This window comes from Tardiphaga sp. 619_E2_N8_4 (assembly GCF_051810905.1).
Lineage (GTDB): Bacteria > Pseudomonadota > Alphaproteobacteria > Rhizobiales > Xanthobacteraceae > Tardiphaga > Tardiphaga robiniae.
Genome location: NZ_JBPWQJ010000001.1, coordinates 3,252,415 through 3,269,532, shown reverse-complemented (window position 1 = coordinate 3,269,532; position 17,118 = coordinate 3,252,415). Strand labels below are relative to the sequence as shown.

Genomic DNA, 17,118 nt, shown 5'->3' with positions numbered 1-17,118 from the left:
ACGCGTCATTCCGGGGCGCGTGCGTCTTCGCACGCGAACCTCAGCCACTCCACTTGGAGTAGCGGGGAATCCCGGCATGGCGGTCACCTCTCCGCCGCCCGGAATGTCGAGATGATGAACACGCGGGGATTCCGGGTTCGTGCTTGGCCGGCTTCGCCGGCAACGCACGCCCCGGAATGACGACGTGTGGTTAGCTACCGCCAGCCCATGCCCGGCGCGACGTGCTTCAAGATCGCCTCGATCACATGCGCATTGTAGTCGACGCCCAACTGGTTCGGCACCGTCAGCAACAGCGTATCGGCCTCCGCAATCGCCTCGTCGCCCTTCAACTGCTTAATCAGTGCGTCCGGCTCTGCTGCGAAGCTGCGGCCGAAGATGGCGCGCTCGGTGCCGTGCAGGTAGCCGACCTTGTCCTCGCCCTCGTTGCCCCGGCCGAAATAAGCGCGGTCGCGGTCGTCCACCAGCGCGAAAATGCTGCGGCTGACCGAGACGCGCGGGTCACGCGTGTGCCCTGCCGCCTTCCAGGCGTCGCGATAGAGCCGGATCTGCTCGGCCTGCTGCACATGAAACGGCTTGCCACTCTCATCGATCTTCAGCGTCGACGACTGCAGGTTCATGCCCTGCTTGGCCGCCCATTCCGCCGTCGCGTTGGTGGAGGCGCCCCACCAGATGCGCTCGCGCAGGCCTTCGCTATGCGGCTCGAGCCGCAGCAGGCCGGGCGGATTCGGAAACATCGGATTGGGATTGGGCTGCGCAAAGCCCTTGCCTTGCAACACGTCGAGAAACACCTCGGTATGCCGCCGCGCCATGTCGGCGTCGGTCTGGCCCTCAGGGGGCCCGTAACCGAAATAGCGATAGCCGTCGATCACCTGCTCCGGCGAGCCTCTGGAGATGCCCAGCTGCAGCCGCCCGCCCGCGATGAGATCCGCGCTGCCGGCATCCTCCGCCATATAGAGCGGGTTCTCGTAGCGCATGTCGATCACGGCGGTGCCGATCTCAATCTTCTTGGTGCGCGCGCCGACCGCGGCAAGCAGCGGAAACGGTGCGGCGAGCTGGCGGGCGAAATGATGCACCCGGAAATAGGCGCCATCGGCGCCGAGTTCCTCGGCAGCAACGGCGAGATCGATGGATTGCAGCAGCGCGTCGCCCGCCGAGCGCGTCTGCGACGATGCGGACGGGGTCCAGTGGCCGAAGGAAAGAAAGCCGATGTTCTTCATGGGACGGGTACTCAGGGTGGGTTTGCTGAACCCCTATTTAGGCGTGAATGGGAGCAAGAAAAGGGAAACGATGGAAACGCATCGTTTCCGATGAGGCGATCATGTTCGCAGACTGCAGATCCGTGTCCACTTGCGCGCACCCGGGCACGACGTCGCACAGCCCCTCGCCCTCACTCCTTAAGCGTGCATCCTGTCACAAATCTTCTATAGGTTGACCAAAATACGGCGCTGGGCGAGCATCAACGTCACATCGAAAAACGGGGGGACAGGGCCATGCGCGTCACGACGTCTGCCGGAGCTTTCGAAGCGAGCGCGATCGCGGGCACGCGCGCCATTATGATCGCGCTCAATTGCGACGAGGCCGCGTGCAAGGGGCTGCTGGGATTTGCGTTCCGCCGCGCCAGGGGCGCCGGCAAGCCGGAATTCCTGCGCTCGCTGAAAGTGTTCGAAGAGGTCGAGCCAGAGCCCGACACCGAGCACGGAGAGTATTTCACCGACAAATTTCCGATCCAGAGTTTCCTCTGGAGCGACTACACCGCGGAGCCTGGCACGACCTATCACTTCGAGGTCATCCCCGTATTTGGCGATCCGACCGCGCCCGAACTGCGCGACGCCGAAAAGCTCGCCTTCACCGTCACGACGGAGAAGGAGGACGATGGTCAACACGGCATCTGGTTCAACCGCGGCGCCATCGCCAGCCAGGCCTATGCGCGCAAGTTCAAGAACCACAAGCCGACCGAAGCGGAGATGGACAATCCGAAGGACAAGCACACGGTCTGGCTCTCGCGCGGCCTGCTCGAGGCCTGCCTGGACTATATCGACACGACGAAGAAGAGCGAGGCGCTGCGCGCCTGCATCTACGAATTCACCTATGCGCCCATCATCGAGGCGTTCAAGGCGAAGATCGATGACGGCTTCGACGTCCGGCTGATCGTGCATGACGACAAGAAGGGCAAGAACCGCAAGGCGATGAAGGCCGCCGGTCTCGACGTCAAGGCGAAGCACAATGGCGAGCCGGTGGTGATCTGGCGCACGCGGCCGCCGATCCCGCACAACAAGTTCATCATCAAGCTCGACGGCGACGCGCCGCAAGAAGTGTGGACCGGCTCGACCAACATCACGCCGTCCGGTTTCCTCGGCCAGTCGAATGTCGGCCACCTCGTCCATGACAGCGACGTCGCCGAACAATACCTGAAATACTGGACGATCCTGAGCGACAACCCAACCGGCAAGCCGGCGAAGGAAGGCGTCGCGGAGATTTCGCCCTACCCGCCCGCCCTCGTGAACGAGGGATCACAGACCTGCATCTTCTCGCCGCGCCAGACGGCGTCGATGCTGAACTGGTATGCCGACCGGATGAGCGACGCCACCTCGTCGATCATGTTCACCGCGGCCTTCAACGTCGCCGCCGATTTCATCGAGCCGCTGGCGCGCGACCGTGACTTCCTGCGCTTCGTGCTCAAGGAGAAGCCGCCCACCGCCGACGAGCGCAAGGCGCTCAAGGGCGACCGCGACCTGCAGATTTCCTTTGGCGCCGTGCTGGGCGCCGAGTTCAAGGTGGTCGACGGCAAGCTGGTCGCCAAGCGCAAGGTGAAGGAGTTTCCGCTGGACCGCTGGTTTCTCAAGGAGGAGCTCACCCGCGACGAAGGCAATATCTTCTTCGTTCACACGAAATATCTGCTGATCGATCCCCTGAGCGACGATCCCCTGATCTGCACCGGCTCGGCGAATTTCTCGGAGGGATCGCTGACCACCAATGACGAGAACATGATCCTGATCCGCGGCTCCACCCGCGTGGCCGACATCTACATGACCGAGTTCGACCGGCTGTTCCGCCATTTCTATTTCCGCGATGTCGCCAATGACGTGGCCAGCAAGCGCAAGAAAGGCGAGAAGCCGGAAAAGGTGTTCCTCGATCCGGACGACCGATGGACGGAGAGCTATTTCAAGCCCGGCGGATTCAAGTCGCGGCGCCGCGAGATGTTCTTCACCATCCCGGCCTCCAACTGGACCGTCAATGCCGCAACCCACAGCGATGACGAACCGGTTCGTCCGCCAAAGAAGAAAGCAGCGAAGGCTGTAGCGAAGAAGGCCAAGGCAAAGACAGCCAAGAAGAAAACAACGAAAAAGACGGCAAAGGCCGCGTCAGCCAAAAAGGCCAAGACAACCAAAACCAAGAAGGTCGCGAAGGCGAAGGTCAAAAAAGCGAAGACCAAGACGACCAAGACGAAGAAAGCCAAGACCAAGAAGTCAAAGGCCAAGAAATCAAAGGCCAAGTCGAAACGTTGAGCACGACACCACGCCGGAGCCCCGCGCCCGGCGCTAGCTCAGCACCCCCGTCCCGTCGCGCGGCGCGCCGCCGCGGGTGGCGGCGGCCTTGATGCCCCAGTCGGCCATGAATTTCGGCCGCGGTCTGTCCTGCAGCACCAGCGCGCCGGCGACCAGCGCGCGTGTCGGGATCGCATCGCGGTCGATGGCGCCTTCGAGGGTCATGGCGAGGTCGCGCGCGAAGACGCGGTTGCCGATGTGCCAGGAATGGGTGAAGTCGCCGAAGAACGTGCTCTTCTTCGGATCGAGCGTGGCGAAATAGTCCCCGCAATTGACGTTGGTCGCTTTCGCATGCGCATCCGCCGGCAGGCCGACGCGGCCCGCGCGCGGCGCCACGCCGAGCCGCTTGGCATTGGAGGCCGCCAGCACGCTGTCATAGGGGTTTGAATAGTTGGTCAGCCGCAGGATGCGCTTGAACATCGGCCCCGACCAGGAATCATTCACCGACAGGCTCGACGACGCCACGTCGCCCGCGATGAAGGCGACCTGGCTGACGCGCCAGTTGCTCTTGAACAGCGCGCCGTCCTTCTCCGCCTGCACGAAGGCTTCCATGGCCACATAGGCGCCGGTGGAATGGCCGAGCAGATGGACATTGGTGACGCAGTCCTTCTCCTGCCCCTGCGCCAGCACGGTAATGCAATCGCTCACCAGCTTCACCGCCACTTCGGCGCCCTTGGAGCGATCCTGCCAATAGGCCAGCGTCTCGTTGTCGCTCGGCCAGTCGAAGCCGATGACGAGGCCCTTCCAGCCCTCGGCCTTGAGATCCTTCGCGAGCTGCCGCTGGCGCTTCATGATGATGTCGAGATCGTTGTTATAGCCGTGGATGAAGACGAGGATGTCGCCGGCTACGCTGATCGAATTCTGGTTCGGATCGCCGTCAGCGATATCGCGCACCTCCTTCACCCATTTGGCGAGATCGGTCTTGCTCGATGTCGCCATCGCCGGCGTCGGGATCGCCACATTGGTCGGCACCCGCAGATAGCGGATGGTGCCGACATTCTCGTTGAAGGCCGCGCCCGAGATGCCGCGCGCACCTGCCATGAAATTCCCCTGCCGTTCCCGCCGGGTTTCCTCCGCATCGCGCCACCCCCTCTTTGTGAGCCAGGCACGATCGACGTGTGCCAGCCTATCGCGCAATCACAGGTGCAGCCAAGTGACCGGATGCGCGCCCGCCACGCCATCGGCGACGACGGACGGCGATGCATCGGACGCCGCACGCCCGGCTTGCGCAATCTCGCCTTTAGGTATATATTCTTCGACATGACACATCCTTTCTTCGGCCCCATCATCCGCCTGCGCGTCACGCCCGATGAGCCCGAGCCGCCGGATGCCTTTGTGGGCGGCCCACGGGTGCGCGGCTCGAAGCGGCCGCATGGGGATGCCAAATGCGCGCAGGTGCGCCGCCTGATCGAGACGACGGTGCTGACCTATGGCGAGATCGCGAAGCAAACCGGCGTCGGCCGCGCCTCGATCTGCCGCTGGACGCGCGACGGCGGCTGGCAGCGCCCGCTGTTTGCGCCGCGCGCCACCGACACGGTGCCGTCCGCCCGCGCCTCGCAGAAACTCAAGCTGCGCAAACTCGCCGAGCGGCTTCACGCGCTGGCGGAGCGCGCCGTGCGCGAGCTGGAAGCGCAGCCTGATGTCAATCTCGATCGCCTGATGCAGGCGCTGCAGGTGCTGAAGATGGCGCGGCTGGAAGCGATGGGCCGCCGGCGCCCGCGTCGCCACATCGACATGCCCGCGCGCACCGGCCGCGAGATGATGGAGCGCGACGCTGCGATCCGCACCGCGCTGAAGGAGATGCGCCGCGGCGGCGTCGATGTGGCACAGATTCCGGACGACGCGATGGCGCTGCTGGAAGCCGCGCATACGCCGCCGGAATGGGATCATCCAGCGCTGCGGCCAAGGGGGAGCAGGCGATATTAGCGCGCCGCCATCCGTATGACGCCGTCATGCCTCCACACTCCACGTCATCCCCGGGCTTGACCCGGGGATCCATCTTTGCGCCGAGCGCAGAATGCAACGTGGATGGCCGGGTCAAGCCCGGCCATGACGTGAGGAGAGAACAGCGTGCAACACGCGGTGCCGCCCGGCCACGACGTGGAGAAGACGAAGCCTCACACCTCCACTGGCAGATAGAAATCGATCACCGCGCCCTTCTTGGTCGGCGCGAACTCGCTGTCATAGCGCTCGAAATCCGGCCGGTCGGCGACCGTCAGACCGGATGCCGGCACCAGCTCGCCCCAGATGGTCGCCATCGCGCGCTTGATCTGCGGATGCACCGCCCCGCCATTCAGCACGATGCGAAACACCGCATAGGTCGACGCTTCGATACGCTTCGCCGCAAAGCCCAAAGGCAGCGCCGCGCCTTCATCCGCGCCGACGCCGGCCATGTAATCGAAACTGCCTTCGGCGCGGTCGACATTCCAGACCACGCCATAGGTGGTCCAGCTCGGCGCCTGCCCTTTGAACGGCAATGCGCCCATCAGCTTCGACCACAGTTGGGGGATCTGGGCCTTGGTCTCTTCATCGAACCGCGCCGAAGGACCTGCGACGGTGAAGGCGTCCAGTGCCACCAGGTCCGGCAAACGGGTGACAGCAACGGCGACGTCATCGGGCATGGTCATCGGATATTGTCCTTCGATGGGAGTAACACTGAAGCCGCGCCGAAACCGCCCGGGCGCGACGCCGAACAGGCGGGCGAAGGCGCGCGTGAACGCCTCCTGCGAGTCGAAGCCGCAATCGAGTGCGAGATCGACAAGGCGCAGATCGGGATCAGCGGTCAGCCGCCGCGCCGCACGAACCAGCCTGCGCCCGCGCACATGCGCCATCACGCCCCGGCCCATCGCGGCCGAGAACAGCCGCGAGAAATGATAGGGCGAGAGACTGGCGCAGGCGGCGATCGTCTCGACGCTCAGGGGATCGTCGAGATGCTGCTCGATCCAGGCGAGAACGGCGACAAGGTCAGGCGTGCGGTGCGGGATGGGCTGGTTCATGCGGCGGGTATCGCATGGGCGGCCGGGGGTGTCTTGATCGGTCTTGCTGTACGGAGCTGGGATTTCGAAAGGGCCAGCATCTCACCGATCGCATAATGCACGCTCACTTTCATCTCAGACGGCGCCACCAGCTTTCAGGCAATATCTGCGGCGGCGCAAACAAAACCAGTAGTTGCCGAATGCAAGCTTTTGCATTCTCATAGCAGCCGCTGGTTGGGGGAAAGTGCTGTGAGATTCATCGCGGATGGGCCGTCCATACCAGACGAGCTCCTTGTTGCTCGAGACGAAGGACGCGTTGTCTTTTTCTGTGGCGCAGGCGTCTCACGAGCACGCGCTCGACTTGTCGACTTTCTCGGACTAGCCCGAACTGTTGCAGACAAGCTCGCGATCGGACCCGACAACGCAACGCGGAGACTGATTAGCGCTATCGAAAGCTTTCCGCCGATTGAGGGAGTTGGAAGTCTGATAGCTGCGGATCGCGTATTCTCGCTAATTGAAAGAGAATTTGAATCCCGCGACATATACAGAGCGATAGCAGATGCACTCAAACCTCCCGCTTCCGCAGACCTATCTGCACATCGGGATATTCTCGATTTAGCGCGATCGCCCGACAGAACGGTGCGACTCATAACAACAAATTTCGACCTCTTGTTTGAAGCGTGCGACAACACTGTACAGCGCTGGCGGCCGCCAAGACTTCCAGATCCACTCAGAAACGATGAATTTCGTGGCATCATCCATCTACATGGACATGTCACGGATGATTACACCGATGCGGCAGGTGATGGATTCGTCATATCCAGCGCCGAGTTCGGTCAAGCATATCTCTCGGAACGTTGGGCAGCCGATTTCATTCGAACTGTCTTGCAGAAATTTCTGGTGGTCTTCATCGGATACACTGCTGACGATCCGCCAATGCAATATCTATTAGAGGCATTGAACCGCAGCGTCGGCTCTCTGAGCGGCGTTTACGCCTTTCAATCCGGTTCAGCCCAAGATGCAGAGGCTCGATGGTTACAAAAGGGCGTGCGTTCAATTGCCTACAATGAATCGACAGATCACGCGGAGCTTTGGAACACGTTATCCGCATGGGCCGCGCGAGCGAGAAACCACGATCTATGGTACAGCCAGACCATCGTCGCCGCACAATCGGGCCCAGAAGCATTGGCACCTCACGAGCGCGGTCAAATCACTCACATTGCTTCAACACTGGAAGGCGCTCGCCGATTCTCACAAGCAGACCCCCCTCCTCCTGCGAGTTGGCTTTGCACATTTGATCCGCTTGTTCGATTCTCCATGCCTGGCAGACTAGGCTCCCTCATGGAACGAGGGGACTATTTCGATCCATTTGACGCCTATGGAATCGACAACGATCCGGTTCCACCCAAGCTGAACCCGGACGATAGCTTCGCTAAGAGAGAGCAGCCTTCCGATGTATGGAATTGCTTCTCCGTTACACGGCAAGATCGGGAGAATTTGCAGGACGATCAATACCCCAGTCTTCGTGGCCATTGGTCAGTACATTCGCCAAGGCTGCCGAGTCGATTAGGTCTAATTGGGAATTGGCTGTCCAAGATTGCGTGTCAACCTGCAGCGGCATGGTGGGCCGCCCACCAAGCTGGGATCCATCCAGACATTCAACAACAAATCCGCTATGCGCTAGAGCACGACCACGGAAAATTCCCCAACGTTGTTAGGCAAGCATGGCATTATATACTTTACGCTTGGGAAAATACGCGAACTGACTTCTATCGGGACTGGTTTGATCTTGTCGCGCAAATAAAACTGGATGGATGGTCTCACGCCATAACTCGTGAATTCTTTGCGATTCAACGACCGTATTTGAAAGTTCAAAGACCTCTTGGCGGCGCGCCGCGCGCGCCAGATGACCACACGGACATACGGCTAAACGAACTCGTCTACCTCGACGTTGAGTATTCATCGCACAACGACGAGTTATCAATTCCGCCCGAGCATCTTTCACACTTTCTCAAAGAATTTCGAAAGAATTTGGAACTCGCAGTAGCGTTAGAGAACGAAATCGGTGGTTACGGCCTCCAAACGTTCAATCCAATAGAAGCGGAGCCCGCAGAGGAGCCTGCCTATCTTCATGGCATCTCCAAACCAATCGCCTCATTTGCAAAACTCTTTCGACAGCTAACCGATGTTGATCCAAAACTCGCGAAAGCAGAAGCAATAGCGTGGCAAAGCAATCAAGATCCTATATTCGCCAGGCTTGCAATATGGGCTACCGCCGACGAGCGCCTATTTACGGCAAGTGAAGCAGCCCGAATTATCCGTAAAATCAAACGGGACGAGTTTTGGAACGTCAGAGATCAGCGCGATCTTTTGATTGTACTTGCAAAGCGTTGGAGCGGTCTTTCTATCAGTGCACGCCGCGGTCTTGAACGGCGCCTATTACAAGGGCGTGGGAAATGGACAGGTGAGAAGACGGACGAGTTTCGTAGCAGACGGGCATCTCAAATTCTTGATCGCCTTTTTTGGCTGTCCTCAAGAGGCTGCAATTTTTCTTTCAACCTTCAGAAAGAGGCCACCAGGTTGAGGCTCGATGCTCCGCAATGGGACAGCAGCTTTGCAGAGCATGCAGCAGATTCACTTGAATCACGAACTGGCTGGGTCCGAACGGACACGGACAGCTCCGCACTAACAAATGAGCCCCTCGCCAATGTCTTGACTAAGGCCCAAGAACTAAGCGGAAGAACGCGTGAATTCTTCGTTGAGCGAGATCCATTCTCTGGTTTCGCCGAAAAGCGGCCAGTTCGGGCTTTCGCTAGTCTAGTCGTCGCTACAAAGCGCGGAATAGTTTCCGATTGGGCTTGGCGCACATTCCTGAACTCTGAATCAAGAAAGGCCGACAAACCGAGACTCGTGATCGCGATTGCAATAAGACTTTCTAACATTATCACGCCCACGTCTGTCGCTCTTGTTAGGCCAGCGTCCGATTGGATCCAACGCGTTAGCAAATCACTAGTCCCGATCAGACGAGACGTATTCGATCGATTGTGGGCTGCACTCGTTACAGCACTTAAAAGCCAAGTCGAGGCCGGCGCTTCCTCCATTATACGACAGAGAGAAGACCCCGATTGGGCAACAGAAGCTCTCAATTCGCCTGTCGGAAGCTTGGCGCAAGCCCTGATGAACGACCCAATTCTTTCAGGGCGACAGCCGCTTACAAAATTCCCTGACTGGTGGACTGTCCACGTAGAAGAACTATTACTACTTCCCGGTCCACTACGCCGCCATGCCCTGCCGTTACTCGCACACAACCTCGGTTGGCTTTTCGCAATTGATCCAACTTGGACGGAGCAAAACTTTCTACGTTTCTCTGAGCGAAACGACGAAGATAGCAGCGCGTTCTGGGCCGGATTCTTTTGGGGAGCAAAGATCCCCCAACAGGAACTCTATCTCCTATTGAAGCCCTCGTTCTTGCGACTAGCCAGCGGACGCACGATCGATCGACGGCAACACACCGAGATATTGGCCGGCGTTATCCTCGCAGGTTGGGGAAGTAGAATGACAGCTAGTGGCGATCGCATCATAACCGACGAAGAACTCCGGACTACCCTGATCACATCCGACGATGAATTTCGAACGAACGTTGTTTGGCAGTTGGAACGATGGTCACAGGAACCGGAATCTCGCTGGAATGAAGAGGCTTTGACTTTACTCCGCCAAGTTTGGCCTCGGCAGATCGCCGCAAAGACAGCACGTGTCTCAGCACGTCTATGTGACCTCGCATTTTCCCAAGAAGAACGGTTTCCGGATTACGTGGATGCAATCCTTCCACTCGTTACGCGCATCGTAGGCGACGATGTAAACTTGCCGATCCTGAGGCGAGCAAAAGACAATATTGTCGATTTATTCCCCGAAAACGCTTTAGCAATTTTGAGCGAAGTGCTGCCGGACAATGTTCGACGCTGGCCCTACGGGATAGACAGTATTCTAAGCCGAATCTCAAGCTCAGATCCTGCGTTACTTTTGGACTCTCGACTAATCGAACTGAACCGAAAATGGAATTCGCGCTAACCACCTAGTCAGTCAAAAAGGAGTTTCGTGGATGCCTCAGACGGATTACTCGGACCCCGAAATTCCATACCCGCGCTTAAGAATTCGAATTCAGAAGCGTGAGAGCGAAGCGTACTGGCTCACAATTTGGCTTCATGACAAGCCAGACGTGGATGGGCACCGCATCGTGAACGGAAAGTTTTTTGGCTCGTTCCCCGACGCCCACGAAAGAGTCACACAAACTGCTAAGGAGTTCAAAGCAGATGTTGGCTCAGACGATTTCACCATCGACTGGCCCGAAATGGAACGCGATTAAAATTTCTGTAGGAATGCGGTTTAGAACCTTCAGTAACAAACTCTATGGAAATGGCTGCAAGCTGCGGTGGATCAACGAAACGCGTCTCATCACAGCTTGCAAAGCCTTCCCCCTACCCCTCCTTAAACCCATATTCCGGCACATTGCCCGTCGCGCCGTAATACTTGTACGGCAGGAACTTGCCGGACATCGTGATCTGGACGCGGTCGCCCTTCGGATTGGCGATGCGCTGCATCACCATGTCGAAATCGATCGCCGACATGATGCCGTCGCCGAATTCCTCCTCGATCAGCGCCTTCCAGGCCGGGCCGTTCACCATCACCATCTCGTAGAAGCGATAGATCAGCGGATCCTGCGGCGGCATCTGCACGTTTTCGGCGCGCATCGGGATCTCGTTGAGCATCGCGGTCTCGCTCTTCGAGAGGCCGAACAGCTCGCCGGCATTGGCCGCCTGCGGCTTGGTCAGCTTCATGTTGCCGAGAATGGCGCCGACGATCAGCACTTCGCTGTAGCCGCCGATCTGCTCGCAGATATATTTCCAGGTCCATTCCTTCTCGCGCTTGATGTCGAGCAGCTTTTCGGTGAGGTCGGATCGCAGCATGGTCGTTTCTCCTTCGTCTTGAGGCTTCGGGTGACGCGGCTAGCGCGTCGCGCTGTGAAGAGACGGCATCGTTGGCGCCTCGGGGAATGCGGGCCGCACCACCGGCACATGGCGCGGGTCGTGGTGCGGCGTGGTGGCGGTGAACGTCTTGCTGCGCGTCACCAGGAAATCGATGATGTGGTTGCGCAGCGCGTAATAATGCGGGTGCTTGTGCAGATCGATGCGCGAGCGATCCCGCGGCAGCGGGTTCTCGACGATCTCCGCCAGCACGGCGCCGGGGCCGTTGGTCATCAGGAAGATCTTGTCGGCGAGATACATCGCCTCGTCGACGTCATGGGTGATCATGAAGGTGGTCTGCCCGGTCTCCAGCGTCACGCGGCGCACCTCGTCCTGCAGCGTCCCCCGTGTCAGCGCATCGAGCGCCGAAAACGGCTCGTCCATCAGCATGATCTTCGGCGTGATCGACAGCGCGCGCGCGATGCCGACGCGCTGCTTCATGCCACCGGACAGTTCCGACGGCCGCTTGTGCTCGGAGCCCGTGAGGCCGACCTTGTCGATATAGGTCTGCGCATGGGCGCGGACTTTTGTTTTGTCCCACTTGCGCCATTTCGACGACACGGCATAGGCGATGTTACCCATGACCGTCAGCCACGGCAGCAGCGCGTGGCTCTGGAAGATCACCGCGCGGTCGAGACTGGTGCCTGATATCGCCTGGCCGTCGACGATGACGGTGCCTTCGGAGGGCTCATCGAGCCCGGCAAGGATGTTCAGCACCGTGGTCTTGCCGCAGCCGGAATGGCCGATGATGCAGCCGAACTCGCCAGATGGCATCGACAGCCACAGATCCTCGAAGATCGTGGTGCTGCCGCCCGCCGCCGCCGGATAGCGCTTGGCGATGCCTTCGATGGAGATGAATTTGGTGGTCATCGCATTCACTCCGGAAACGTGACCATGCGGGTGAAGCGCGCTAATATCTGATCGAGCAACATGCCGACCACGCCGATCAGCAAAATCGCGATAATCACATTTGTGATCGATAAATTATTCCATTCGTTCCAGACGAAGTAACCAATCCCCGTCCCGCCGACCAACATTTCAGCCGCGACGATCACAAGCCATGCGATGCCGATGGAAATGCGCATGCCGGTGAGGATCGTCGGCGCGGCTGCAGGAAGAATGACGGTGAAGGCGCGGCGGAAGGTGCCGACTTCCAGCGTGCGCGCGACATTGATCCATTCCTTGCGCACGGCGGCGACGCCGAAGGCGGTGTTGAGCAGCATCGGCCATACCGAGCAGATGAAGATCACGAAGATCGCCGACAGGCTGGAATCCTTGATGGTGTAGAGCGCCAGCGGCATCCAGGCGAGCGGCGAGATCGGCTTCAGCACCTGGATGAAGGGATCGAGCGCCTTGTTCATCAGCGGCGACATGCCGATCAGGAAGCCGAGCGGGATCGCGACGATGACGGCGATGAGATAGCCGAGCCCGACGCGGCCGATCGAATAGGCGAGCTGGATGCCGAGGCCCTTGTCGTTCGGCCCGTTGTCATAGAACGGCCGCTTCAGGTGCTCCCAGAGTTTGGCGCCGACATCGAGCGGCCCGGGCATCGCGGACTTGCCCGATGTGGCCGTGAGGCCCATCAGTTTTGCGTATTCCGGCGACATGGTGCCGACCGTTGCTGTCTGCCGCGTGGCGAGATGCCACACGCCGATGAAGGCGAGAAAGATCGCGATGGAGACGACGGCAGCGCGGAAGCGAAGGGATTGGATCATGTGCGTCCTTTCCTTCTCCCCGCTTGCGGGGAGAAGGTGGCGCGAGCTTGCGAAGCAAGGTCGCGTCGGATGAGGGGGACTCTCCGCAAACTGCGGAGCGTGTGGAGAGTCCCCCTCACCCGACTTCCACGCGCTACGCGCGCTCCAGTCGACCTCTCCCCGCAAGCGGGGCGAGGCAAGGAAGAAGCGCTCGCGGCGTTCATCCTCACGTCGCCTTCCTGATCTTGAAGCTCGCCAGATACTCTTTCGGCTTCTCCGGATCGAAGGTCTTGCCCATCACCGCGAACGACTTGTAGCTCGTCGCCGGCGGGGTCAGGCCCATCTCCTTCATCACCTTGGCGGTGTCGGTGGCGAGATAGATCTGCTCGGCGACGCCCTTGTAGTCGACATCGCCCTTGATCTGGCCCCAGCGCTGCATCTGGGTCATCATCCAAACTGCGAAGGACTGCCACGGGAACGGATCGAAATCGACGCGCTTCGCATCGGTCTTGATGCCGCCGAGCCCGTCGGCATAGGTGCCGGTCAGCACCTGCTCCAGCACCACCGGCGGCGCATTGAGATAGGCCGCGGGCGCGATGGCCTCCGCGATGGACTTGCGGTTCTCCGCCTTCGACGCATAGGCGGTGGCATCGACGATGGCGCGCGTCAGCGCGGCGAAGGAATTCGGCGACGTGGTGATGAACTCCTTGGACGCCGCGAACGAACAGCACGGATGGCCGTCCCAGATCTCCTTGGACAGGATGTGCATGAAGCCGACGCCGTCATAGATCGCGCGCTGGCAGATATTGTCCGGCGCGAGGAAGCCGTCGATATTGTCGGCGCGGAGGTTGGCGACCATTTCCGGCGGCGGCACCGAGCGCAGCTGCACATCGGTGTCCGGATCGATGCCGTGTTCGGCGAGATAGTAGCGCAAGAGATAATTGTGCATCGAATAGTCGAACGGAATGGCGAGCTTGAAGCCTTTCCAGTCCCGGGGATCGCGCTTGTCCTTGTGCTTCATGGCCAGCGTGATGCCCTGGCCGTTGATGTTCTCGATCGCGGGCACGGTGTAGGGGATCGGCTGCGAGCCGAGGCCCAGCGAGATCGCGATCGGCATCGGCGCCAGCATATGGGCGGCGTCATATTCCTTGTTGATGGTCTTGTCGCGAATGACGGCCCAGCCGGCGGTCTTCACCACTTCGACATTGAGCCCCTGCTTCTTATAGAAGCCAAGCGGATCGGCCATGATGATCGGCGTCGCGCAGGTGATCGGAATGAAGCCGACCTTGAGGTCGGTCTTTTCCAGTTTGCCCGCGCCCTGCGCGAACACCTCGGTCGCCGTCTTGATCGGGAAGAACTGCGACAGCGCCGCCAGCGCGCTGGACGCACCGACCGACTTCAGGAATGCGCGGCGCGCGACCTCCTTCGGGAACACCGCGCGCATCACCGCCGACGCGACGACGCCCTCGTAGCGCTTGTCCTCGGTCTCGGGAATGTCGCAGCGGAGCTGCAGCGTCGCCTCATGCTCGGACTGGCTGGCGTGCTGGCCGCAGCTGCAGGCGCCGGCTCGCAAGCGGCGGGCGGGATCGAACGGATTGTCGAATGTGGACATGTGACCTCCTCGGTGACGCTGAGGTCATTTACGCAAGGAGTGTGCCAGCGCAGTGCTGGCCGGAATGTCCAATCGCCGCAGGCATTTCGGCCCAACATTGGCGATTACGAGAATTCGTGCTACACGAAAACTCGTAGCCTAATTACGATTTTTCGGAGTGCGTCGATGGATTTTGCAACCGCCCAGCCGAGCGATTTGCGCACCATCGCCTTCGATTATTCGGTCGAGCCGACGCTGCTGCTCGATCCTCATGCCGACCAGATCATCGACGCCAATCCGGCGGCCTGCACCCTGCTCGGCTATGACCGCGCGCTGCTGCGCCAGATCAAGATCAGCGCGCTGCATGCGGGCCAGTTGCCGGCGCTGATCGTGTTCACCCAGGCGGTGCTGGCCAAGGGCTCCTACTGGACCAACACCCTGACGCCGCGTCACGCCACCGGCGAAGCGTTGCAGCTCGAATATGCGGGATCGCTGGTGCCGCAAGGTGAACGCACCTTGCTGCTGCTCACCATGAGCGATCTCGAACAGCGCCGCCGCCGCCATGTCGATGCCGCCGCCGAGGATCACATGCGCGGCGGCATTGCCGCGTGGCAACGCGTCGAGCGGGTGTTTCAGGATATCGAACGCGAAAACCAGCTGATCCTGCGCGCCGCGGGCGAAGGCATTTACGGCGTCAATGCCGACGGCAAGACCACCTTCGTCAATCCCGCGGCCGAGCGCATGCTGGGCTGGACCGCCGATGAACTGGTCGGCAAGGAAATCCACCCCATCGTGCATCACAGCCATCACGACGGCAGCCACTATCCGGATCACGATTGCCCGATCTATGCCGCGTTTCGCGACGGCGCCGTGCACAATGTCGACAACGAGGTGTTCTGGCGCAAGGACGGCTCGCCGGTCTGGGTCGAATACACGTCAACGCCGATCCGCGACCGCCACATGGTGGTCGGCGCCGTGATCGTGTTTCGCGATGTCAGCCAGCGCCGCGAGGCCGATGAAAAACTCCATGCCGCGCTGGCCGAAGTCGATCGGCTGCGCGAGCGGCTCGAACTCGAAAACGCTTATCTGCAGGAGGAAATCCGCATCGAGACCAATCCGCGCGGCATCATCGGCCAGAGCGAGGCGATCCAGAAAACGCTGCGGCAGGTCAAGCTCGTCGCGCCCACCACGGCCGCGGTGATGATCACCGGCGAGTCCGGCACCGGCAAGGAACTGATCGCGCGCGCGATCCACGAAGCCTCGGGCCGCCGCGACCGGCCGCTGATCCGCGTCAATTGCGCGGCAATCCCGCGCGAATTGTTCGAGAGCGAATTCTTCGGCCATGTGCGCGGCGCCTTCACCGGCGCGGTGCGCGACCGCATCGGCCGCTTCGAACTTGCCGATGGCGGCACGCTGTTTCTGGACGAGGTCGGCGAGATCCCGCTGGAGCTGCAGGGCAAGCTGCTGCGCGTGTTGCAGGAAGGCAATTTCGAACGCGTCGGCGAGGAGCGCACCCGCTCCGTCGATGTCCGCGTCATCGCCGCCACCAACCGCAACCTGAAACAGGAAGTGGCGCGCGGCCGGTTTCGCGAGGATCTGTATTTCCGGCTGAACGTGTTTCCCGTGGAGTCGGTGCCGCTGCGCGACCGGCGCGAGGACATTCCCCTGCTGGCGCAGCACTTCCTGCTCAGCGAGAAACTGAAATCCGATCTGCGCCTGTCCGAGGGCGATGCACGGCGGCTATCGCGTTACGACTGGCCGGGCAATGTGCGCGAGCTGCAGAACGTCATCGAGCGCGCGGTGATCCTGGCGCAGAACGGCCGTTTGCGGATCGACCTGCCCGATGCGCCCGGCCCGCATCACGCGACAGGCGCGCATCGCGTGAAGTCCGACGCCCGGCCGGCGGTGATGACCTCGGCCGAACTGCGCGATCACGAACGCAGCAACATCCTCGCAGCGCTTGCCGCGACATCCGGCAAGGTGTTCGGTCCGGGCGGCGCGGCGGAGCTGCTGGACATCAAACCGACGACGCTGGCGTCACGGATGAAGGTGTTGGGGATCGAGGGGGCGCGCGGGCGGGCTGGTTCGTAGAGCTCTGCGTTTCCACAAACTGTCATTCCGGGGCGAGGCCGGCGTCAGCCGGACGCGAACCCGGAATCTCGACTTGGGAGTCTCCGTAGAGCCAAACACTCAGAGATTCCGGGTTCGTGTGCGCGAAGACGCGCCCACGCCCCGGAATGACGAGCTTTTCCATCCTGCACCCAACGCACCCCCGCTTGCGCTCTCCTGCAA

The 17,118-nt window shown here is 60.7% G+C and carries 12 protein-coding genes; 5 read left to right on the top strand and 7 right to left on the bottom strand.

Translation table 11 applies throughout. The features are described 5' to 3' along the window. Nucleotides 1-194: 194 nt before the first annotated feature. Nucleotides 195-1,217: an LLM class flavin-dependent oxidoreductase gene (locus tag AB8A23_RS15475; protein WP_439059114.1), complete on the bottom strand. Its 1,023-nt coding sequence runs from the start codon at nt 1,215-1,217 to the stop codon at nt 195-197. Nucleotides 1,218-1,490: 273 nt separating this feature from the next. Here AB8A23_RS15475 and AB8A23_RS15470 point away from each other — a divergent pair, with 273 nt between their 5' ends. Beyond that, nucleotides 1,491-3,506 carry a phospholipase D-like domain-containing protein gene (locus AB8A23_RS15470; protein WP_439059116.1) on the top strand — a complete coding sequence of 672 codons (2,016 nt, stop codon included), beginning with the start codon at nt 1,491-1,493 and terminating at the stop codon, nt 3,504-3,506. A 33-nt stretch (nt 3,507-3,539) separates the two neighbouring features. Here the strand turns inward: AB8A23_RS15470 and AB8A23_RS15465 are convergent, their stop codons facing one another. After that, entirely contained in the window at nt 3,540-4,586 is a 1,047-nt protein-coding gene (locus tag AB8A23_RS15465; protein WP_439059118.1) for an alpha/beta fold hydrolase, read from the bottom strand. Nucleotides 4,587-4,805: 219 nt separating this feature from the next. On the opposite strand from AB8A23_RS15465, the gene AB8A23_RS15460 reads away from it, so the two are divergent. Continuing rightward, nucleotides 4,806-5,471 (top strand): hypothetical protein, encoded by a 666-nt coding sequence (locus AB8A23_RS15460; RefSeq protein ID WP_439059120.1) that lies wholly within the window; start codon nt 4,806-4,808, stop codon nt 5,469-5,471. Between the two features lie 191 nt (nt 5,472-5,662). On the opposite strand, the gene AB8A23_RS15455 is transcribed toward AB8A23_RS15460, so the two are convergent. Then, nucleotides 5,663-6,541: an effector binding domain-containing protein gene (locus tag AB8A23_RS15455; protein WP_439059121.1), complete on the bottom strand. Its 879-nt coding sequence runs from the start codon at nt 6,539-6,541 to the stop codon at nt 5,663-5,665. A gap of 228 nt (nt 6,542-6,769) precedes the next feature. Here AB8A23_RS15455 and AB8A23_RS15450 point away from each other — a divergent pair, with 228 nt between their 5' ends. Together AB8A23_RS15450 and AB8A23_RS15445 are read left to right on the top strand one after the other, a co-directional pair. After that, nucleotides 6,770-10,588, top strand: a complete 3,819-nt coding sequence (locus AB8A23_RS15450; RefSeq protein ID WP_439059123.1) for an SIR2 family protein — start codon at nt 6,770-6,772, stop codon at nt 10,586-10,588. A 31-nt stretch (nt 10,589-10,619) separates the two neighbouring features. Beyond that, entirely contained in the window at nt 10,620-10,883 is a 264-nt protein-coding gene (locus tag AB8A23_RS15445; RefSeq protein ID WP_439059125.1) for a hypothetical protein, read from the top strand. Between the two features lie 112 nt (nt 10,884-10,995). On the opposite strand, the gene cynS is transcribed toward AB8A23_RS15445, so the two are convergent. The 4 genes from cynS to AB8A23_RS15425 all read right to left on the bottom strand — a co-directional run bounded on the left by cynS (nt 10,996) and on the right by AB8A23_RS15425 (nt 14,847). Then, nucleotides 10,996-11,484 (bottom strand): cyanase, encoded by a 489-nt coding sequence (gene cynS, locus AB8A23_RS15440; RefSeq protein WP_092146678.1) that lies wholly within the window; start codon nt 11,482-11,484, stop codon nt 10,996-10,998. A 39-nt stretch (nt 11,485-11,523) separates the two neighbouring features. Beyond that, a complete protein-coding gene (locus AB8A23_RS15435) occupies nt 11,524-12,411 on the bottom strand; it encodes an ABC transporter ATP-binding protein (protein ID WP_092147189.1) in 888 nt (295 codons plus the stop codon). Between the two features lie 5 nt (nt 12,412-12,416). Next, nucleotides 12,417-13,256, bottom strand: a complete 840-nt coding sequence (gene ntrB / locus AB8A23_RS15430; protein WP_439059128.1) for a nitrate ABC transporter permease — start codon at nt 13,254-13,256, stop codon at nt 12,417-12,419. 205 nt (nt 13,257-13,461) lie between these two features. Continuing rightward, on the bottom strand, nt 13,462-14,847 hold the full coding sequence (locus tag AB8A23_RS15425) for a CmpA/NrtA family ABC transporter substrate-binding protein (RefSeq protein ID WP_089265048.1): 1,386 nt from the start codon (nt 14,845-14,847) through the stop codon (nt 13,462-13,464). Between the two features lie 165 nt (nt 14,848-15,012). Between AB8A23_RS15425 and AB8A23_RS15420 the strand changes: the two genes are divergently transcribed. Next, nucleotides 15,013-16,917: a sigma 54-interacting transcriptional regulator gene (locus AB8A23_RS15420; protein ID WP_439059130.1), complete on the top strand. Its 1,905-nt coding sequence runs from the start codon at nt 15,013-15,015 to the stop codon at nt 16,915-16,917. Nucleotides 16,918-17,118 lie beyond the last annotated feature (201 nt).

Bases quoted from the DNA above. Each gene is read 5' to 3' on its own strand.
- AB8A23_RS15475 (WP_439059114.1), bottom strand. From the start codon at position 1,217: ATGAAGAACATCGGCTTTCTTTCCTTCGGCCACTGGACCCCGTCCGCA.
- AB8A23_RS15470 (WP_439059116.1), top strand. From the start codon at position 1,491: ATGCGCGTCACGACGTCTGCCGGAGCTTTCGAAGCGAGCGCGATCGCG.
- AB8A23_RS15465 (WP_439059118.1), bottom strand. From the start codon at position 4,586: ATGGCAGGTGCGCGCGGCATCTCGGGCGCGGCCTTCAACGAGAATGTC.
- AB8A23_RS15460 (WP_439059120.1), top strand. From the start codon at position 4,806: ATGACACATCCTTTCTTCGGCCCCATCATCCGCCTGCGCGTCACGCCC.
- AB8A23_RS15455 (WP_439059121.1), bottom strand. From the start codon at position 6,541: ATGAACCAGCCCATCCCGCACCGCACGCCTGACCTTGTCGCCGTTCTC.
- AB8A23_RS15445 (WP_439059125.1), top strand. From the start codon at position 10,620: ATGCCTCAGACGGATTACTCGGACCCCGAAATTCCATACCCGCGCTTA.
- cynS (WP_092146678.1), bottom strand. From the start codon at position 11,484: ATGCTGCGATCCGACCTCACCGAAAAGCTGCTCGACATCAAGCGCGAG.
- AB8A23_RS15435 (WP_092147189.1), bottom strand. From the start codon at position 12,411: ATGACCACCAAATTCATCTCCATCGAAGGCATCGCCAAGCGCTATCCG.
- ntrB (WP_439059128.1), bottom strand. From the start codon at position 13,256: ATGATCCAATCCCTTCGCTTCCGCGCTGCCGTCGTCTCCATCGCGATC.
- AB8A23_RS15425 (WP_089265048.1), bottom strand. From the start codon at position 14,847: ATGTCCACATTCGACAATCCGTTCGATCCCGCCCGCCGCTTGCGAGCC.
- AB8A23_RS15420 (WP_439059130.1), top strand. From the start codon at position 15,013: ATGGATTTTGCAACCGCCCAGCCGAGCGATTTGCGCACCATCGCCTTC.